The organism is Serratia sp. CY43202 (assembly GCF_052168755.1).
GTDB lineage: Bacteria > Pseudomonadota > Gammaproteobacteria > Enterobacterales > Enterobacteriaceae > Serratia > Serratia bockelmannii.
This window is the reverse complement of the sequence record NZ_JBJNMB010000007.1, coordinates 64,449-82,070: the sequence shown is the minus strand read 5'-3', so window position 1 is coordinate 82,070 and position 17,622 is coordinate 64,449. Positions and strand designations below refer to the sequence as shown.

Genomic DNA, 17,622 nt, shown 5'->3' with positions numbered 1-17,622 from the left:
AACTGTCTATACAGCGTTTTTAGACGCCGCCTATTCGGGTAAACCATGATAAACATCGCTTGCGTGGACGAATTGACCAGAATCACGCAAATGACACTCTTTATCGCGTTTTTATGCCGGATCCGCTACCTTATGCGGGCAGTTCAGACCCTTTGTAAGGAAATTTATGCGTAATCGTACCCTGGCCGATCTCGACCGCGTGGTGGCGTTGGGCGGCGGACACGGCCTGGGCCGTGTGATGTCGGCCCTGTCGTCCTTAGGCTCCCGCCTGACCGGCATCGTCACCACCACCGACAACGGCGGTTCCACCGGCCGCATCCGTCGTTCGGAAGGCGGCATTGCCTGGGGCGATACCCGCAACTGTCTCAACCAGCTGATCACCGAACCGAGCGTCGCCTCGGCGATGTTCGAATACCGTTTCAGCGGCAACGGCGAACTGGCCGGCCATAACCTGGGCAACCTGATGCTGAAAGCGCTGGATCACCTGAGCGTGCGCCCGCTGGAAGCGATCAATCTGGTGCGCAGCTTGCTGAAGGTGGACGCGGCGCTGATCCCGATGTCGGAGCAGCCGGTGGATTTGATGGCGCACGATCACGAAGGCAATCACGTTTACGGTGAAGTGAATGTCGATCAACTGGCCCACATGCCGCAGGAGCTGATGCTGTCGCCCCCGGTCAACGCCACGCGCGAAGCGCTGGACGCCATCGCACAGGCCGACGTGATCCTGATCGGACCGGGCAGCTTCCTCACCAGCCTGATGCCGCTGCTGCTGCTGGACGATCTCACCCAGGCGCTGCGCCGCAGCAGCGCCAGCATGATCTATATCGGCAACCTCGGCCGCGAGCTGAGCGTGGCCGCCGCGGCGCTGTCGTTAAAGGATAAGCTGACGCTGATGGAAGAGAAGATCGGCCGCCGGATGATCGATGCGCTGATCGTCGGCCCGGCGGTGGATGCCAGTGAAGTGCAGGATCGGGTGGTGATTCAGCAACCGCTGGAAGCGAGCGACATCCCCTACCGCCACGATCGCCAGCTGCTGCGCCAGGCGCTGGATCACGCGCTGGTGGGGCTGGCCGCGCGCCGCTGACCGAATTTAACCGTCTCGCCCGCGCAGCCAGGGATTATCGCTGGCTGGGGCGGGATGGCTGACCATATCGATATACAGATCTTCCACCTCTTTGCGCGCCCAGGGCGTGCGACGCAAAAACTTCAGGCTGGACTTGATGCTCGGATCGCTGCGGAAGCAGTTGATGCGAATGCGCGCGCCCAGTTCGGACCAACCGTAGTGATCCACCAGTTTATTCAGCAGTTGCTCCAGCGTTACGCCGTGCAGCGGGTCTTTAGACTGGTGTTGGCTCATGTTCGGTACTCTTCGTGGTCAAATCGGGCCGCACACCATAACAGCTTTGGCGCGGCCGACAAGGAATTTTGACGCCCACGGCGCGGGCGCCGTCCAACGGTCAGGAAATCGCGATGAACTGCTCGCGCAGCTGGTGGATTTCGTCGCGCAGCGCAGCCGCCTGCTCGAACTCCAGGTTTTGCGCGTGGGTGTACATCTGCGCTTCCAGATCGCGAATTTTCTGATCCAGCGCTTTCGGCGTGAGGTTCTGTAGCTGAGCGCCGCCCTCCACCGCCTTGCCCTTGCCTTTGCTCTTGGCGCGGTTGACCGGTTGGCCGATCTGCAGAATGTCGCCGATCTTCTTGTTCAGCCCCTGCGGCACGATGCCGTTGGCTTCGTTGTAGGCCTGCTGCTTGGCGCGGCGCCGCTCGGTTTCACCGATCGCCTTGGCCATCGAATCGGTGATGCGATCGCCATACAGGATCGCTTTGCCGTTCAGGTTACGCGCCGCGCGGCCGATGGTCTGGATCAGCGAACGCTCGGAACGCAGGAAGCCTTCCTTGTCGGCGTCCAGAATCGCCACCAGCGACACCTCAGGCATGTCGAGCCCCTCACGCAACAGGTTGATGCCCACCAGCACGTCGAACTCGCCCAGACGCAGGTCACGGATGATTTCGACCCGTTCCACGGTATCGATGTCCGAGTGCAGGTAGCGCACACGCTCGCCATGCTCTTCCAGGTATTCGGTCAGGTCTTCCGCCATGCGTTTAGTCAGGGTGGTCACCAGCACGCGCTCGTTGATCGTCGCGCGCTTGCGGATCTCGGAGAGCAGATCGTCCACCTGGGTGGCGACCGGCCGCACTTCCACGATCGGATCCAGCAACCCGGTCGGCCGCACCACCTGATCGATCAGATCGCCGCCGGATTTCTCCAGCTCATATTTGCCCGGCGTCGCGGAAACATAGATGGTCTGCGGCGCCAGCGCCTCAAACTCCTCGAAGCGCAGCGGGCGGTTGTCCAGCGCCGACGGCAAACGGAAGCCGTACTCCACCAGCGTTTCCTTGCGCGCGCGGTCACCCTTGAACATCGCGCCGATCTGCGGAATGGTGACGTGGGATTCGTCGACCACCAGCAGGCCGTCCGCCGGCAGGTAGTCGAACAACGTCGGCGGCGGCTCGCCCTCGGCGCGCCCGGACAGATAGCGCGAGTAGTTTTCGATGCCCGAGCAGTAACCCAGCTCGTTCATCATCTCCAGATCGAACTGGGTGCGCTGCGTCAGGCGCTGCTCTTCCAGCAGCTTGCTGTTGGCCAGCAGCACCTTGCGGCGGTCCGCCAGATCAACCTTGATCTCTTCCATCGCCTGCATGATCCGCTCACGCGGCGTCACGTAGTGCGATTTCGGGTAGATGGTAAAACGCGGCACCACCTGCTCAATCTGCCCGGTCAGCGGATCGAACAGCGACAGCCGTTCCACTTCTTCATCGAACAGTTCGACGCGCAGCGCCAGCTCGTCTGATTCCGCCGGGAAGATATCGATCACCTCGCCGCGCACGCGGAAGGTGGCGCGCTGGAAAGCCTGATCGTTGCGGGAATACTGCAGCTCCGCCAGGCGGCGCAAAATGGATCGCTGATCGATGATCATGCCCTGAGTCAGGTGCAGCATCATCTTCAGATAAAGATCCGGATCGCCCAGGCCGTAGATCGCCGACACCGATGCCACCACCACCACGTCGCGCCGCTCCAGCAGCGCCTTGGTGGCGGAAAGACGCATCTGCTCGATGTGCTCGTTCACCGAAGCATCTTTTTCAATGAAGGTGTCGGAACTGGGCACGTAGGCTTCCGGCTGGTAGTAGTCGTAGTAGGAGACGAAGTACTCCACCGCATTCTCCGGGAAAAACGCTTTCATTTCGCCGTACAGCTGCGCCGCCAGCGTCTTGTTCGGCGCCAGTACCATGGTCGGCCGATTCAGATCGGCTATCACGTTGGCGATAGTGAACGTCTTGCCCGAACCGGTAACCCCCAGCAGCGTCTGGTGCGCCAGGCCGTCTTCCAGCCCCTCTTCCAGCTTGCGGATGGCTTCCGGCTGATCGCCGGCCGGTTTGAACTCGGAATGCAGTTTGAAAAGTTTACTCATTGCTCGGCTACCCTGTGGAGATGCGCGCGCTCAGGCGGCCAGCCGGCTCTGCGCCGGATATGGCCCCTAATTATGGAAAGTGTCGGCGATTTGCGCCAGTGCCCATGATACTGGATATAAAACCAGCTTCAAGCGGATTCGTCGCTGCACCCGGCACTGCGGCAATGTCGTTGCACCGTGACGTTACAGCCGGGTGACATTTTTATTGTCAATAACAGATTTATCCCCAGAACTTGCCGCGAATTAACTTATTGATAGCACCGCGTCGAAAAATCATACATAGAGACCTGATCAATACCCCTGCGTCTTGATTTTAGTTAATATATTGATATATAACAGTTTTAATAAAAAGACGAGAATGCGGGCAAAGCGAACACAACCCGCGTCCGCTCTCGCTTTACAGCGTTTTTCTAAATCTAATACACAAGGTTATCCACAGGAATAGTGGATAACTCTCACCGTCCCGCCCGGGGCGGGAGTTACGGAAAGAAAGCTTTTCGCCCTTTACACCCGCTAAAATGGCTTTTTTAGTTATTTTTTCATAAAAATATCGCTTTGTTTATGCCGATTAATACTAAAAATCCCCATTGCCAAAATCGCATCGGCCTCTTTCTCGCGGATCGCTCTTGACGGCGACGCAATGCCTTGCACCATGTCCTCACCAAAGGGCACCACAAGAGTGCAAAAAACGTCCGGGTTAACTTCTCGGCGTATTTTCAGGCCACCGCGGCAGAGCGCATCAGGCCTGGCAGAGGGTTAACAAAGCGATAACATCCCCCCTTTTCGGCCAGTAGCAAAACTGGCCTGGGAGTTGCTTTATCTTTCAGCGTGCGAACGAGGCGCGACAGCATAATGCGCTGCCGAATGCGGCGTGCAACCGCCGCCTGGCTACCCCTCGTAAAAGCGCGAGAACGACACCAAGTCGTCATAAACGTCGTTTTTCACGACATACTGACTGTCTTTCCGTCCACCGCAGACATTGCTCAGGTGAATCGGATGGACGGCATTTTGTTCCAGACATTGCCACACTCGGGAAATCAACCGCCAATGCGGCCTTTGTTGCACCCCACCAACGAGTGGATGGGCGCCTGTGTCTATGAGGAGAATGCCAAATGCTGAGCCTGAGATCGGTCAATCAATTTTACGGGCAAAATCATACCCTGTGGGACATCAACCTGGAGCTGCCGCGCGGCCAGTGTACCGTGCTGCTTGGGCGCAACGGCGTGGGCAAGACCACGCTGGTCAATTGCATCATGGGGCATGTGCCGGTGGTGAGCGGCAGCATGACCTGGCAGCCCGCGGATCAGCCGCCGCAAAATCTGCTGCTGCAACCGATGGAGCGCCGCGCCGCACTCGGCATCAGCCACGTCCCGCAAGGGCGGCAACTCTTCTCGCAGCTGAGCGTGGAGGAGAATCTGCAGGTGGCGCAGATGGCCGTGCGCGGTGCCCCTCGCCGCATTCCGCCGCTGATCTACAGCCTGTTTCCCAATTTGCGCCAGATGCGTACCCGCCGCGCCGGCGATCTGTGCGAAGGCGCTCAGCGCCAGTTGGCGATTGGTCGTGCGCTAGCGCAGGAGCCGGCGCTACTGATCCTCGACGAGCCGACAACGGGCGTACCGCCCTCGATCGCCGCCGACATCGGCAACGTGATCCGCAGGCTCAACTATGAGTTGGGCATGACCATTTTGCTGGTAGAGCATCAGCTGCCGTTCGTGCGCCGGGTGGCGGATCGTTTTTGTCTGCTCGATAGCGGTCGCACCGTGGCGCACGGCGCGCTGGCGCAGCTGGATGAGGCGCTGATCGGCGCCGGGCTGGCAGGGCAAGAAGAAGGATGAGGGAGAGCCCCCCCCCCCTCATTGAGCGTTTATAGCAGGCTGATATCCAGATACTCCCCCAGCGGCGCCCGTTCGGCCTGCGGCAGGTGTGGTATTTCACCCAGCAGCGGCGCGGGCAGCATGCGGCGCAGCGTGGCCAGGTATTCCTGATGCCGCCGCCCCGGGGGCGCCACGTCGTTGGCGATCCAACCGGCCAGCGTCAACCCCGCCTGTTGCACCGCCTGCGCCGTCAGCACTGCGTGGTTGATGCAGCCCAGTTTAATGCCCACCACCAGGATCACCGGCAATTGTTCCTGCTGCACCCAGTCGGCGAAGGTGTACTCCGCCGACAGCGGGGTAAACCACCCGCCGGCGCCTTCGACCAGCACCCAGTCGGCGCGCTGCTCCAGCCGGCGCAGGCCGTCGGACAGCCGCGCCGCGTCGATCGGCCGACCTTCATCGGCGCTGACGATATGCGGCGAGGTCGGTTCGGCAAAAACGTAAGGGTTCACTTCGTCGTAACGGAGCGCCACGCCGCTGTTGGCTTGCAGCGCCAGCGCGTCGCCGTTGCGCAGCCCCTCGGCGGTCATCTCGCTGCCGGAGGCCACCGGCTTATAGCCGGCGCTGCGGTAGCCCGCCCGGTTGGCGGCCTGCAACAAGGCGCTGCTGGCAACGGTCTTCCCCACCTCGGTGTCGGTGCCGGTCACGAACCAACGTTTAATCACGATAAATCACTCCATAAGCCAGATGATAGCTGAGGGGGAACTGCCCCTGCCGGCACGGGTAAGCCGCCTGCAACGCGGCGAGACGGCCTCGCGACATCAGGCCGCCCTCGCGCCCCTGATGCAAATGCGTCGCCCCGATGCCCTTGAGCGAGCGCATCAGCGTCATCACGTCCGGGTAGTTCAGGGTGCGTAACTCCGTGACCAGCTCGTGCCGGTATTCAGCACAGGCGGCGCGGATCTGCGCCAGCGGCAGGAAGGCGTTCACGTGGCGCTCGCCGTCCACCTGTTGCCAGGCGTCCCCCAATTCCTGCAGCGATCCCGCCGCCAACGTGGAAAACAGGATCACGCCGCCGGGGCGGGTCACGCGATACAGCTCCGCCAGCGCGGCGGGCAGATCGCTGCACCACTGCACCACCAGGCTGCTGAAACAGATGTCCATCGCCGCATCGGGCAGCGGTACCTGCTCGATATCGCCCAGCAGATAATGGTGCGCCGCCTGCCGTTGGCGGGCGACCTCCAGCATGCCCGGCGCCAAATCGAGCGCGGTCACCTGCTTGCCGCGCTCGCGCCACAGGCGGCTGAAATAGCCGGTGCCGCAGCCGGCATCCAGCAGCTGCTCGCCCGGATGGGGACTCCCCATCCCCAGTAAGCGCTCGCCAACATCACGCTGCAGCGCGGCGGCGGCGTCGTAGCTGCCGGCCGCGCGGCTGAAGGCCGAGGCGACCGCCTGTTTGTTCACCGTGTCATTGGCTGACGTCATTCAGCACCTCCAGCAGGCGATCGATATCCTGCGGCTGATGCGCCGCCGTCAGGGTAATGCGTAGCCGCGCGCCGCCCGGCGGCACCGTCGGCGGGCGAATGGCGCTCACCCACAGTCCGCACTCGCGCAGGCGGGTCGCCAGATCGAGCGCGCGCTGATTATCCCCCACCAGCAGCGGCTGGATGGCGGTGTCGGAATCCGTCAGGGTCAGCGCCAGCGGCGCCGCGCCCTGACGGAAACGCCGAATGTTGTCCTGCAGCCGGGCACGCAGTTCATCGCCCTCGCGAATGCAGGCCAGCGCCGCCTGCAGCGCGCAGGCTTGCGCCGGCGGCATTGCGGTGCTGTAGATTAGATGGCGGGCGAACTGCAGCAGATACTCGGCGGTCGCCTCATCGCACAGCACTGCCGCGCCGCTGACGCCGAACGCCTTGCCGAAGGTCGCCACCAGCAGTTCAGGGCGCACGCCCTGCTGCCAGCAGCTGCCGCGGCCTTGCTCACCGCGCACGCCGACGCCATGGGCATCGTCCACCATCAGCCAGGCGCCCGCCGCGCGGGTTAAGCGATGCAGCTCCGCCAACGGTGCGCCGTCGCCGTCCATGCTGAACACCCCTTCGGTCACCGCCAGCCGCTGCCCGTCGCAGGGTTTGGCCAGCAGATCCGCCAAGGCCTGCGGCTGATTGTGCTGGAACCGGCGCAGCTCGGCCGGCGACTGCGCCGCCGCCTCCAGCAGCGAGGCGTGGCTGAGGCGATCGGCCAAAATGCGATCGCCCTTCTGCATCAACGCCGCCAGCACCGCCTGATTGGCGGCATAGCCGGAGATGAACAGCAGCGCGCGCGGATAGCCGAGCCACGCCGCCAGTTGCTCTTCCAGCGCCTGATGCGCCACGCTAAAGCCGGTGACGTGGCCCGACCCGCCGCTGCCGACGCCGTAACGCTGCGCGCCCTGCTGCCAGGCGGCGATCACCCGCGCATCCTGGCTCAGCCCCAGGTAGTCGTTGCCCGAGAAGTTCAGATAGAGACGATCGCCGAGCCGGATCTGGCGGCCGTTGCCGCCCTCGGTGGTCTGTCGCCGACGGTAGGCGGCGTTGAGACGCCGTTCTGCCAGCGCCTGTTCGATACGTTGTTGCCAGCTCATCACAGCGCCGCGTTGTAAAACTCGGCGGTATCGGCGTTCAGCAGCTGCTTAGCCAGCACCTGCTGTTGCTGGTTGTCGCCATGTTCGGTGGCGGTCTGCTGCGGGTTCAGCCCCAGCTTGCGGAACAGCTGCAGATCCTTGTCTTCTTCCGGGTTCGGCGTGGTCAGCAGCTTGCAACCGTAGAAGATCGAGTTGGCGCCGGCCATAAAGCACATCGCCTGCGTCTGTTCGTTCATCTGTTCACGGCCGGCGGAAAGGCGGACATAAGAGGACGGCATCATGATGCGCGCTACCGCGATGGTGCGGATGAAATCGAACGGATCGACGTCGTCGTTATCCGCCAGCGGCGTGCCTTTTACCTTCACCAACATGTTGATCGGCACGCTCTCCGGCGGTTTCGGCAGGTTAGCCAGCTGCACCAGCAACCCGGCGCGATCGCGCACCGTTTCCCCCAGCCCGACGATGCCGCCGGAGCACACTTTGATGCCGGCGTCGCGCACCTTGTCGAGCGTATCCAGGCGTTCCTGGTAGCTGCGGGTAGTGATGATGCTGCCGTAGAACTCCGGCGAGGTGTCGAGGTTATGGTTGTAGTAATCCAGCCCGGCCTCCGCCAGCCGTTCAGCCTGAGTGCCGTCAAGCGTGCCCAGCGTCATGCAGGTTTCCATGCCCATCGCTTTCACGCCCTGCACCATCTGCTGCAGATAAGGCATATCGCGCTCGTGCGGGTTCTTCCACGCCGCGCCCATGCAAAAACGGGTCGAGCCGTTCGCTTTGGCCTTGCGTGCCGATTCCAGCACCTGCTCGACCTGCATCAACCGCTCCGACTCCAGGCCGGTCTTGTAGCGTGAGCTCTGCGGGCAGTATTTACAGTCTTCCGGGCAAGCGCCGGTCTTGATCGACAGCAGCGTGCTGACCTGCACCTGACGCGGGTCGAAGTGCTGGCGGTGTACGGTTTGCGCTTCGAACAGCAGTTCCAGCAGCGGTTTATCAAACAGGGCCTGGGCTTGCCCTACTGTCCAGTGAATGCGGTCGGCCATCATGGCGTCTCCAAAACGAAAAAGTGTCGCCAGTTTAAATATTGTGGATATACTGTCAACCAATCTTAATTCAATTTGGTTTACAAGTATGTCTGTGACCGCTTCCGACCTGGCGTTTGACCAACGCCATATCTGGCACCCCTACACCTCCATGAGCCGCCCGTTACCCTGTTACCCGATCGAATCGGCCAGCGGCGTCGAACTGCAGCTGGCGGACGGCCGGCGTCTGGTGGACGGCATGTCCTCCTGGTGGGCGGCGATCCACGGTTACAACCATCCGCGCCTGAATCAGGCCGCCAGCCAGCAGTTGGAGAAGATGTCACACGTGATGTTCGGCGGTATTACCCATCCGTCCGCCATCTCGTTGTGCCGTCGGCTGGTGGAAATGACGCCAGAGGCGCTGCAGTGCGTGTTCCTGGCAGACTCCGGTTCGGTGGCGGTGGAAGTGTCGTTGAAGATGGCGCTGCAGTACTGGCAGGCGCGCGGCGAGCGCCGGCAGCGCATCCTGACGCTGCGCCACGGCTATCACGGCGATACCTTCGGCGCGATGTCGGTCTGCGATCCGGACAACTCGATGCACAGCCTCTATCAGGGCTATCTGGCGCCGCACCTGTTCGCGACCGCGCCGCAGTGCCGCTTCGACGAAGAATGGCGTGAAGAAGATATTGCACCGTTCGCCGCGCTGCTGGAGCAGCACGCCGGTGAAGTGGCGGCGGTGATCCTGGAACCGGTGGTGCAAGGCGCCGGCGGCATGCGCATCTACCACCCAACCTACCTCAAGCGGGTGCGCGAGCTGTGCGATCGCCATCGGGTGCTACTGATCGCCGACGAGATCGCCACCGGCTTCGGCCGCACCGGCAAGCTGTTCGCCTGCGAGCACGCGCAGGTGGTGCCGGACATTCTCTGCCTGGGCAAGGCGCTGACCGGCGGTTACATGACCCTGTCCGCCACCCTGACCACCCGCCATGTGGCGGAGACCATCAGCAACGGCGCGGCCGGCTGTTTTATGCACGGCCCGACCTTTATGGGCAATCCGTTGGCCTGCGCGGTGGCGGACGCCAGCATGGCGCTGCTGGCGGAAAATCGCTGGCAGGCGCAGGTGAGCGCCATCGAAGCCCAGCTGAAACAGGAACTGCTGCCGTTGGCGGCGCTGCCGAAGGTGGCGGACGTGCGGGTGCTGGGGGCGATTGGCGTGGTGGAAATGCGCGAACCGGTGAATGTCGCCGAGCTGCAGCGCGGGTTCGTCGAGCGCGGGGTATGGATCCGGCCGTTCGGCAAGCTGATTTACCTGATGCCGCCTTACATCATCGAAGCGGAACAGCTCAGCCGCCTGACCGCCGCCGTGGCCGCCGCCGCGCGTTAATGCCTTACCAATGCTGGTCCAGATAGCGGGCCAGCAACCCGAGGCACAGCAGCCAGAGTAAAATGATCATCGCCGCCGCCATGCGGCCGGTGGGGTTGTCGACGCGTTTTTGCGCCTTCTCGCGCAGCTCGGCCATCAGCGGCTTGGGGATCAGGCGAACCGCCAGCATGATGCCCAACGGCACGATGATCACATCGTCCAGATAGCCCAACACCGGAATAAAATCCGGGATCAAATCGATCGGCGAGATCGCATAGCCGGCCACCAGCAGCGCGATCAGCTTGGCGTACCACGGGGTGCGCTTATCACGGGCGGCCAGCCACAGCGCGTAAATATCGCGCTTGATGCCTTTGGCCCAACGGCGCAGCCAGCCGAACCACGGCGTGCGTTTTTTCAGTGAAATCATGATTACTTCATATAAGAACGTAAAACGGTCATCAATTGCTCGATGTCCTGCTCGCGCTGCTGCGGCGTAGCGTCCGCGGCAGCCAGATGTTCGCGCACATGCCCTTCCAGCACCTGCGCCATCAAACCGTTGACCGCGCCGCGCACCGCCGCGATCTGCTGCAGAACAGCCGAACATTCGCCGCCGCTCTCCAGCGCGCGTTCCAGCGCTTCGGCCTGCCCTTTAATGCGGCGCACCCGCGCCAACAGCTTCTTTTGATCTCTGTGGGTATGGCTCATCATTTCCGCCTGATTGTTATTTACTATACTGGGGTATAGTATATTTCAGCACACTATCTTTTGCTGAGGAACTTCACCATGACGTCTCACGCGCCCGTTTTGCACCGCGAACACAGCCACGTTTTTGACGATGGTAACCCATTGGCCGAAAGAAACACCAGATGGGCGGTGATACTCACCGCCAGTATGATGGCTATCGAGATCGCCGGCGGCTGGCTGTTTAACTCGATGGCGCTGCTGGCCGACGGCTGGCACATGAGTTCGCACGCGCTGGCGCTGGGCCTGTCGGTGCTGGCTTACGGCGCCGCACGCCGGCTGGCCAAAGATCGCCGCTTTAGCCTCGGCACCTGGAAGATCGAAGTGCTGGCCGGTTACACCAGCGCGGTGTTGTTGGTGCTGGTGGCGGCGCTGATGCTGTTTCAGTCTGGGCAGCGGCTGCTGAATCCCAGCCCGATTCATTACAACGAAGCCATCGCCATCGGCGCGATCGGGCTGGCCGTCAACCTGCTCTGCGCCTGGCTGTTGCGCGGTGGCGGCCATCATCATCATCACGGGGATGACCACGACGACACTCATCATGACCTCAACCTGCGTTCCGCCTATGTTCACGTGCTCGCCGACGCCGCCACCTCGGTACTGGCGCTCATCGCGCTGTTCGGCGGTAAGCTTTGGGGCGCCGCCTGGCTCGATCCGCTGATGGGCATCGTCGGCGCGGCGATGGTGGCCGCCTGGGCCTATAGCCTGATGCGCGATAGCGGAAAGATTTTGCTGGATGCCGAAATGGACGCCCCCGTGGCGCAAGACATCCGCCAGGCCCTGGCCGCTTCCGGCCACGCGCTCACGCTGACCGATCTGCATGTAGGCCGCATCGGCAAAGGAAAATATCATTGCGTCCTCGCCCTGAGCAGCGCCGATCGCGCCCTCACCGCCGATCGGGTGCGCCAACTGTTGGCCACACATCCCGAACTGGTGCATGTCACCGTCGAGATCAACCGTCCGCCGTTGGCGCAAGGGGTTGTATTGTTCCACCGAAAAGATCTAGCTTAAGGGTCCGCGTTTATCGACAACTGGGAGTCATTATGGCTTTTCGTTTGTACAGCAACGATCTGCAGGACGGCGGCACAATGCCGCAGACGCAGGTCTTCAACGGCATGGGCTACCACGGCGATAACCTGTCGCCGCACCTGGCCTGGGACGGCGTGCCCGCCGGCACCAAGAGCTTCGTCGTCACCCTGTACGATCCCGATGCCCCGACCGGCTCTGGCTGGTGGCACTGGGTGGTGGCCAATATTCCGGCCGACGTGCGTGAGCTGCCGCAGGGCGCAGGCTCCGGTAAAGCGCCGCTGCCGAGCGCCGCGCTGCAAACCCGTACCGACTTCGGCTCAGCCGGTTACGGCGGCGCAGCGCCGCCGAATGGCGAAAGCCACCGCTATCAGTTCACCGTGCATGCGCTGGACGTAGAAAGCATTGAGGTGGATGAAGGTTCCAGCGGCGCGCTGGTGGGCTTTAACGTGCATTTCCACAGCCTCGGCAGCGCCACGCTGACAGTGATGTTCAACTGATCTCCCACCCATAAAAAAGCGCGGCTCAACCGAACCGCGCTTTTTCCATACTCGTCTGACCGCCGAATTACTTCGCCAGCACGCTGACCCACATCGGGCCTTTGCCCACCGGATAACGTGCCAGCGTGGTCAGCTCGCCGCTGGCCTGGTCAATTTCATGCACCGCGATGTGATCGGACTTCTGGCCGGACGAAATCACGAAGCGGCCGCTGTGATCGATATTGAAACCGCGCGGCTGCGTTTCGGTCGGATAATAGCCGACCACGCTCAGCGTGCCGCCGTCTTCGGAAACGCTGAAGAGGGTCAGAATGCTGGCGGTGCGATCGCTGGTGTACAGGAAACGGCCGTTCGGCGTGATATGAATGTCCGCCGCCCAGCGGGTGCCGTCGAAGTCGGCCGGCATGATATCCAGTGTTTGCGTCACGGTGTATTTGCCGCCGTTTTCCGAAATGGCCAGCACGTCTACCGTGCCGTTCAGCTCATTGACGCAGTAAGCGAACTTATCGTTGTGGTGGAATGCCATATGGCGCGGACCGGCACCGGCGGCGATATCCACCGCCTCCTGCACGTGCGGCGTCAGCTGGCCCGTCAGGCTCAGGTTGAACAGGCGGATGCGGTCCTCTTTCAGACACGGCACCAGCACCAGCTGGTTGGTCGGATCGATGTTCGCCGAGTGCGGCGCGTTCAGGCCGTCAATCTGCTGAATAGGCGCCGTCACCACGCCGTCATGGCCGATCGGGCTGATGCTGGCGCAGTTGCCGCTGTAGGAGGCGGAGAACAGGTAACGCCCCTGCAGATCGGTGGAGATATGGGTCGGGCTGCCCGGCAGCGGCGCCATGCCGGCCTGCTGCAGCGTGCCGTCCGCCTCGATGCGGTAGCTGACGATGCCGAACGCCGGACGCACGCCGACGTACAGGTGGGTCTTGTCCGGATGAAGGGTCATCGGCTGCACCTGGCCCGGCACGTCAACGGTTTGCAGCAGCGCCAGCGCGCCCGCGTCGTCCAACTGCCAGACGTGGATCTGCTGGCTCTCCGGGCTGGCGACATAAACGATTTGCTTCATGTGTTCTCCTTGCAAAGGGTAAAAGAGGAACCGGTTTCAGGCCGTTCGATTGCTCCTAGCTTACCGCACATCCGTCGCATGGCAACCCTGCTTAGCACCGGATGTTCACGCGGTTTTCTCCGTTGGCTATCCGGTGTACCATCGGATTAATTTTATGGCTAACGATAACGAGAACCCTATGAGCTACCGCGTCATCGCCCTCGATCTTGACGGCACCCTGCTGGACAATCAAAAACGCATCTTACCGCAGTCGCTGGAAGCGCTGGCGCTGGCGCGCGCCGCCGGCGTCCAGGTGGTGGTGGTCACCGGCCGCCATCACGTCGCCATCCATCCGTTCTACCAGGCGCTGCAGATAGACACGCCGGCCATCTGCTGCAACGGCACCTACCTGTATGATTTTCAGCAGAAAAAGGTGCTGGCCGCCGATCCGCTGGCGAAAGATCAGGCCAAACAGGTGCTGCAGATGCTCAAACAGACCGACATTCACGGGCTGATGTACGTTGACGACGCCATGCTGTATCAGGAACCGAGCGGCCACGTGACCCGCTCGCTGGCCTGGGCCGAAACCCTGCCGGCGGCACAGCGCCCAACGCTGCTGCAGGTCGGCAGCCTGGCGCAGGCGGCCGGCGACGCGCAGGCGATCTGGAAATTCGCCACCTCGCACGCCGATATTCCTGCGCTGCGCGAGTTTGCCGACACGGTGGAAAAAGAGCTGGGGTTGGCGTGCGAATGGTCCTGGCACGATCAGGTGGATATCGCCAAAGGCGGCAACAGCAAAGGCAAGCGCCTGCACCAATGGGTGGAATCGCAGGGACTGAGCATGGATCAGGTGGTGGCGTTCGGCGACAACTACAATGACATCAGCATGCTGGAAGCGGTCGGTTTGGGCGTGGCGATGGGCAACGCCGATGACGCGATCAAGGAACGCGCCGATCTGGTGATCGCCGATAACCTGCAGCCGGGCATCGCCGAGGTGATCCGCACCCGCGTACTCTAGTCTTTTCGCCCTCCCGCCGGGAGGGCCTGTCTTAGCGGCTCTCGCGGCTGATCGACACGCTCTTCACCTGCGCGTACAGCCACTGCCCGGGGCGGATCGCCAGTTCGTCTCGCGCCCACGGCGTGATGCGCGCCCACAGCACGTGTTCCCCGACCGCCAGCTTCACTTCCACCTGCCCGCCCGCTTCCAGACACTCGCTGACCTTGGCCGGCAACACGTTGCGAATGCTGCTGTTGACCGGCGGTTGCAGCACCAGCGAGACATCGGCGGCGTTGATACGAATGCGCAGTTGGGTGCCCAATTCGGCGTCGATGCCGCTGACCCACAGCCGCTGATCGCCGAGCGCCAGCGCGGTCATAGCATAGCGTTGATGATGCTCAATCACGCTGACGCGCAGCACGCTGCTCTGATCTTCACGCTGCAGCCACGGCCGCAGCGCGCTGCTGGCCCAGACGGCTTCCAGTCCGCCGAACGCGCGCACCTCGCCGCGATCCAGCACCATCACCTGCTCGGCCAGACGCAGGATCTCGTCCAGGCTGTGGCTGACGTAGAGGATAGGGATGTTGACGTCCTGCGCCAGCCGCTCCAGATACGGCAGCAGCTCGCGTTTGCGCGGCAGATCGAGCGAGGCCAGCGGTTCGTCCATCAGCAGCAGTTCCGGCGCGGTCAGCAGCGCGCGGCCGATCGCCACCCGCTGTTTTTCACCGCCGGAGAGCGTCAGCGGCAGCCGATTGAGCAGCGGCCCGATGCCCAACAGCTCGACAATAGTATTGAACTGCGCGCGCATGCCGGCCGCCATGCCGTACTGCAGGTTGCCGCGCACCCGATAATGCGGGAACAGGCGCGCATCCTGAAATACATAGCCGATACGGCGCTTTTCCGGCGGCAGGCAGAGGCCCGCGACGGTATCCACCAGCGTGCGGCCATTGAGCGCGATACGCCCCTGTTGCAAACGGGTCAGGCCGCCGATGGCGTTGATCAATGAAGTTTTACCCGCGCCGGACAGGCCGAAAATCGCGGTGATGCCCTGCGCCGGCAAATCGGCGCGGACGTTGAGATTAAGGTCGCCCAGCTGCTGCGAGAAATCCAGCTCCAGCATTTACACCCCCATCCGTTTGCGGCCCCAGCGGGCCAGCCATTCGGACACCATCAGGGAAGCCAGCGACAGCACGATGGCGATCACGCACAGACGCGCGGCGGCGGCTTCCGCCCCCGGCGTTTCGATCAGCGTATACATCGCCAGCGGAATGGTGCGGGTTTCACCGGGAATGTTGGAGACAAAGGTGATGGTGGCGCCGAACTCCCCCAGCGAACGGGCAAAGGCCAGCACCACGCCGACAATGACGCCGGGCAGCGACAGCGGCAGCGTGATGGTGAAAAACACCCGCCACGGGTTGGCGCCCAGCGTGCGCGCCGCCTGCTCCAGCCGGGTATCCACCGCCTCCAGCGCCAGCCGGATGGCACGCACCATCAGCGGAAACGCCACCACCGCCGATGCCAGCGCGGCGCCGCGCCAGCTAAAGCTGAAGCTGAAGCCGAACCAGTCGTACAGCCACTCGCCGATGACGCCGCGCCGCCCCATGGCGATCAGCAGCAAATAGCCGACCACCACCGGCGGCAGCACCAGGGGCAGGTGAATGACGCCGTCCAGCAGCGCCTTGCCGGGAAAGCGGCAACGCACCAGCACCCAGGCCATCAGAATGCCGAACGGCAGGCTGCAGACCACCGCCAAACCGGAGACTTTCAGGCTCAGCTCAACCGCCTGCCACTCGTACTCACTCAGAATCATTTACGCGGGGTGAATCCATAATGTTCGAAAATAGCGGCCGCTTCCGGGCTCTTCAGATAGGTATAGAAAGCGCTGACCGTCGGATTTTGACGATCTTTCACCATCGCCATCGGATATTCAACCGGTTTGTGGCTGTCTTCCGGGAACACGCCTACCACTTTCACCTTGTCGCTGGCGACCGCGTCGGAGCCGTAGACGATGCCGAGCGGCGCTTCACCGCGCTCCACCAGCGCCATCGCGCTGCGCACGTTGTTGGCGCGCGCCAGTTTCGGCTCCAGCGTGCGCCAGGCGCCCAGATGCTCCAGCGCCTCTTTGGCGTAGATGCCGGCCGGCACGTGATCCGGATCGCCCACCGCCAGGCGGCCGCCGCTGAGCAACTTGGCCCAGTCGGTCTGCTTGTCGATGGCGATCTTGTCTTGTTTATCGCTCTTGGCGGCGATCAGCACCAGCTCGTTGCCCAGCAGCGTGTAACGGGTGTCTTTCACCATCTGCTGCTTGTCGATGGCGTAATCCATCCACTGCTGATCGGCGGAGATAAACAGATCGGCCGGGGCGCCCTGCTCAATTTGGCGCGCCAGCGTAGAAGACGACGCGAAGGAGGAAACCACCTGCACGTCCTTGCCTTTTTGATATTGGGTGGCGATGTCCTGCAGCGCGTTGGTCAGCGACGCGGCGGCGAACACGGTGATCTTTTCCGCCGCCGAGGCCTGAGCCACCAGGCCCGATGCCAACACGATCCCGCCAACCCATTGGGTCCATTGCTGTTTCATTGTTTTTCTCCGCAAGTTAACGTGCATTATCACTCTTCGTTATATAAAAAATAATATAACGTGGCGCGAAAGCTTGTCATGCGGTTTATCGGCAAAGCGTGAGATAACTTGAGGAATGCCCGCCGGGCGATGCCGACGGGTATCGGGATAGGGAACGGTCAGTGCTGGGTGCGATTTTCTTTCGAACGGCCCACTTTGGAGAAGACGTTGAACACTTCGCCAAAACCGTAGATCAGACCGAGAATGAGCGCCATGACCACCGGCACCATCACCACGGCGAATAACAGACTTTTCAATAATTCCAACATGATAGCCTCGCTTAACTGCCCATTGAGCGGCAAATGCCTTTCACCGCATATCGGGTTATTCTAACCCAAAAAAATCGCTAAAACCGGAGTTATTTTAGCCAGCGAGGCGAAATTGTGATCGGCCAAACGTGCCCTTTTGACCGAT

Annotated in this window: 19 protein-coding genes; 6 read left to right on the top strand and 13 right to left on the bottom strand. The window is 62.2% G+C overall.

What is annotated here, in order from left to right; all coding sequences use genetic code 11:
* The first annotated feature begins 166 nt into the window (after positions 1-166).
* A complete protein-coding gene (locus tag ACJ8J5_RS15700; RefSeq protein WP_049203797.1) occupies positions 167-1,084 on the top strand; it encodes a gluconeogenesis factor YvcK family protein in 918 nt (305 codons plus the stop codon).
* A gap of 6 nt (positions 1,085-1,090) precedes the next feature.
* On the opposite strand, the gene ACJ8J5_RS15695 is transcribed toward ACJ8J5_RS15700, so the two are convergent.
* Both ACJ8J5_RS15695 and uvrB read right to left on the bottom strand, forming a co-directional pair.
* Positions 1,091-1,357: a VF530 family DNA-binding protein gene (locus tag ACJ8J5_RS15695; protein ID WP_004939783.1), complete on the bottom strand. Its 267-nt coding sequence runs from the start codon at positions 1,355-1,357 to the stop codon at positions 1,091-1,093.
* 100 nt (positions 1,358-1,457) lie between these two features.
* The gene (gene uvrB, locus ACJ8J5_RS15690) at positions 1,458-3,470 is read right to left on the bottom strand and encodes an excinuclease ABC subunit UvrB (RefSeq protein WP_043136693.1); all 2,013 of its coding nucleotides are present in this window, start codon (positions 3,468-3,470) and stop codon (positions 1,458-1,460) included.
* Between the two features lie 1,112 nt (positions 3,471-4,582).
* Here uvrB and ACJ8J5_RS15685 point away from each other — a divergent pair.
* Positions 4,583-5,305, top strand: coding sequence for an ATP-binding cassette domain-containing protein (locus ACJ8J5_RS15685; protein WP_049208968.1), 723 nt, complete (start codon positions 4,583-4,585; stop codon positions 5,303-5,305).
* Positions 5,306-5,334: 29 nt separating this feature from the next.
* Here ACJ8J5_RS15685 and bioD read toward each other — a convergent pair whose 3' ends face one another.
* The 4 genes from bioD to bioB are packed head-to-tail and all read right to left on the bottom strand — an operon-like array spanning position 5,335 to position 8,941.
* Positions 5,335-6,009, bottom strand: a complete 675-nt coding sequence (gene bioD, locus ACJ8J5_RS15680) for a dethiobiotin synthase (protein WP_060447611.1) — start codon at positions 6,007-6,009, stop codon at positions 5,335-5,337.
* A complete protein-coding gene (gene bioC, locus ACJ8J5_RS15675; RefSeq protein ID WP_049208970.1) occupies positions 6,002-6,769 on the bottom strand; it encodes a malonyl-ACP O-methyltransferase BioC in 768 nt (255 codons plus the stop codon). The genes bioD and bioC overlap by 8 nt, the downstream gene beginning before the upstream one ends.
* On the bottom strand, positions 6,753-7,904 hold the full coding sequence (bioF, locus tag ACJ8J5_RS15670; protein WP_025301919.1) for an 8-amino-7-oxononanoate synthase: 1,152 nt from the start codon (positions 7,902-7,904) through the stop codon (positions 6,753-6,755). Before bioF ends, bioC begins: the two co-directional genes overlap by 17 nt.
* Complete coding sequence (gene bioB, locus ACJ8J5_RS15665) at positions 7,904-8,941, bottom strand: biotin synthase BioB (RefSeq protein WP_025301918.1); 1,038 nt, start codon at positions 8,939-8,941, stop codon at positions 7,904-7,906. The genes bioF and bioB overlap by 1 nt, the downstream gene beginning before the upstream one ends.
* Before the next feature lie 88 nt (positions 8,942-9,029).
* On the opposite strand from bioB, the gene bioA reads away from it, so the two are divergent.
* A complete protein-coding gene (gene bioA, locus ACJ8J5_RS15660; RefSeq protein WP_025301917.1) occupies positions 9,030-10,304 on the top strand; it encodes an adenosylmethionine--8-amino-7-oxononanoate transaminase in 1,275 nt (424 codons plus the stop codon).
* 4 nt (positions 10,305-10,308) lie between these two features.
* On the opposite strand, the gene ACJ8J5_RS15655 is transcribed toward bioA, so the two are convergent.
* Complete coding sequence (locus ACJ8J5_RS15655; protein ID WP_025301916.1) at positions 10,309-10,710, bottom strand: YkvA family protein; 402 nt, start codon at positions 10,708-10,710, stop codon at positions 10,309-10,311.
* 2 nt (positions 10,711-10,712) lie between these two features.
* Positions 10,713-10,988, bottom strand: a complete 276-nt coding sequence (locus ACJ8J5_RS15650; RefSeq protein WP_025301915.1) for a metal/formaldehyde-sensitive transcriptional repressor — start codon at positions 10,986-10,988, stop codon at positions 10,713-10,715.
* A gap of 78 nt (positions 10,989-11,066) precedes the next feature.
* Between ACJ8J5_RS15650 and dmeF the strand changes: the two genes are divergently transcribed.
* Together dmeF and ACJ8J5_RS15640 are read left to right on the top strand one after the other, a co-directional pair.
* Positions 11,067-12,035: a CDF family Co(II)/Ni(II) efflux transporter DmeF gene (dmeF, locus tag ACJ8J5_RS15645; RefSeq protein ID WP_075200607.1), complete on the top strand. Its 969-nt coding sequence runs from the start codon at positions 11,067-11,069 to the stop codon at positions 12,033-12,035.
* 32 nt (positions 12,036-12,067) lie between these two features.
* Complete coding sequence (locus ACJ8J5_RS15640) at positions 12,068-12,550, top strand: kinase inhibitor (RefSeq protein ID WP_025301913.1); 483 nt, start codon at positions 12,068-12,070, stop codon at positions 12,548-12,550.
* 67 nt (positions 12,551-12,617) lie between these two features.
* Here the strand turns inward: ACJ8J5_RS15640 and pgl are convergent, their stop codons facing one another.
* A complete protein-coding gene (pgl, locus tag ACJ8J5_RS15635; RefSeq protein ID WP_060432612.1) occupies positions 12,618-13,613 on the bottom strand; it encodes a 6-phosphogluconolactonase in 996 nt (331 codons plus the stop codon).
* 178 nt (positions 13,614-13,791) lie between these two features.
* Between pgl and ACJ8J5_RS15630 the strand changes: the two genes are divergently transcribed.
* The gene (locus ACJ8J5_RS15630) at positions 13,792-14,610 is read left to right on the top strand and encodes a pyridoxal phosphatase (RefSeq protein ID WP_414104898.1); all 819 of its coding nucleotides are present in this window, start codon (positions 13,792-13,794) and stop codon (positions 14,608-14,610) included.
* Positions 14,611-14,641: 31 nt separating this feature from the next.
* On the opposite strand, the gene modC is transcribed toward ACJ8J5_RS15630, so the two are convergent.
* From modC to ACJ8J5_RS15610, 4 genes are all read right to left on the bottom strand, one after another.
* On the bottom strand, positions 14,642-15,709 hold the full coding sequence (gene modC, locus ACJ8J5_RS15625; protein ID WP_414104893.1) for a molybdenum ABC transporter ATP-binding protein ModC: 1,068 nt from the start codon (positions 15,707-15,709) through the stop codon (positions 14,642-14,644).
* Positions 15,710-16,399 carry a molybdate ABC transporter permease subunit gene (modB, locus tag ACJ8J5_RS15620; protein WP_015377003.1) on the bottom strand — a complete coding sequence of 230 codons (690 nt, stop codon included), beginning with the start codon at positions 16,397-16,399 and terminating at the stop codon, positions 15,710-15,712.
* A complete protein-coding gene (modA, locus tag ACJ8J5_RS15615) occupies positions 16,396-17,169 on the bottom strand; it encodes a molybdate ABC transporter substrate-binding protein (RefSeq protein ID WP_197835363.1) in 774 nt (257 codons plus the stop codon). Before modA ends, modB begins: the two co-directional genes overlap by 4 nt.
* A 158-nt stretch (positions 17,170-17,327) precedes the next feature.
* Positions 17,328-17,477, bottom strand: a complete 150-nt coding sequence (locus tag ACJ8J5_RS15610; protein ID WP_004939813.1) for an AcrZ family multidrug efflux pump-associated protein — start codon at positions 17,475-17,477, stop codon at positions 17,328-17,330.
* Positions 17,478-17,622 lie beyond the last annotated feature (145 nt).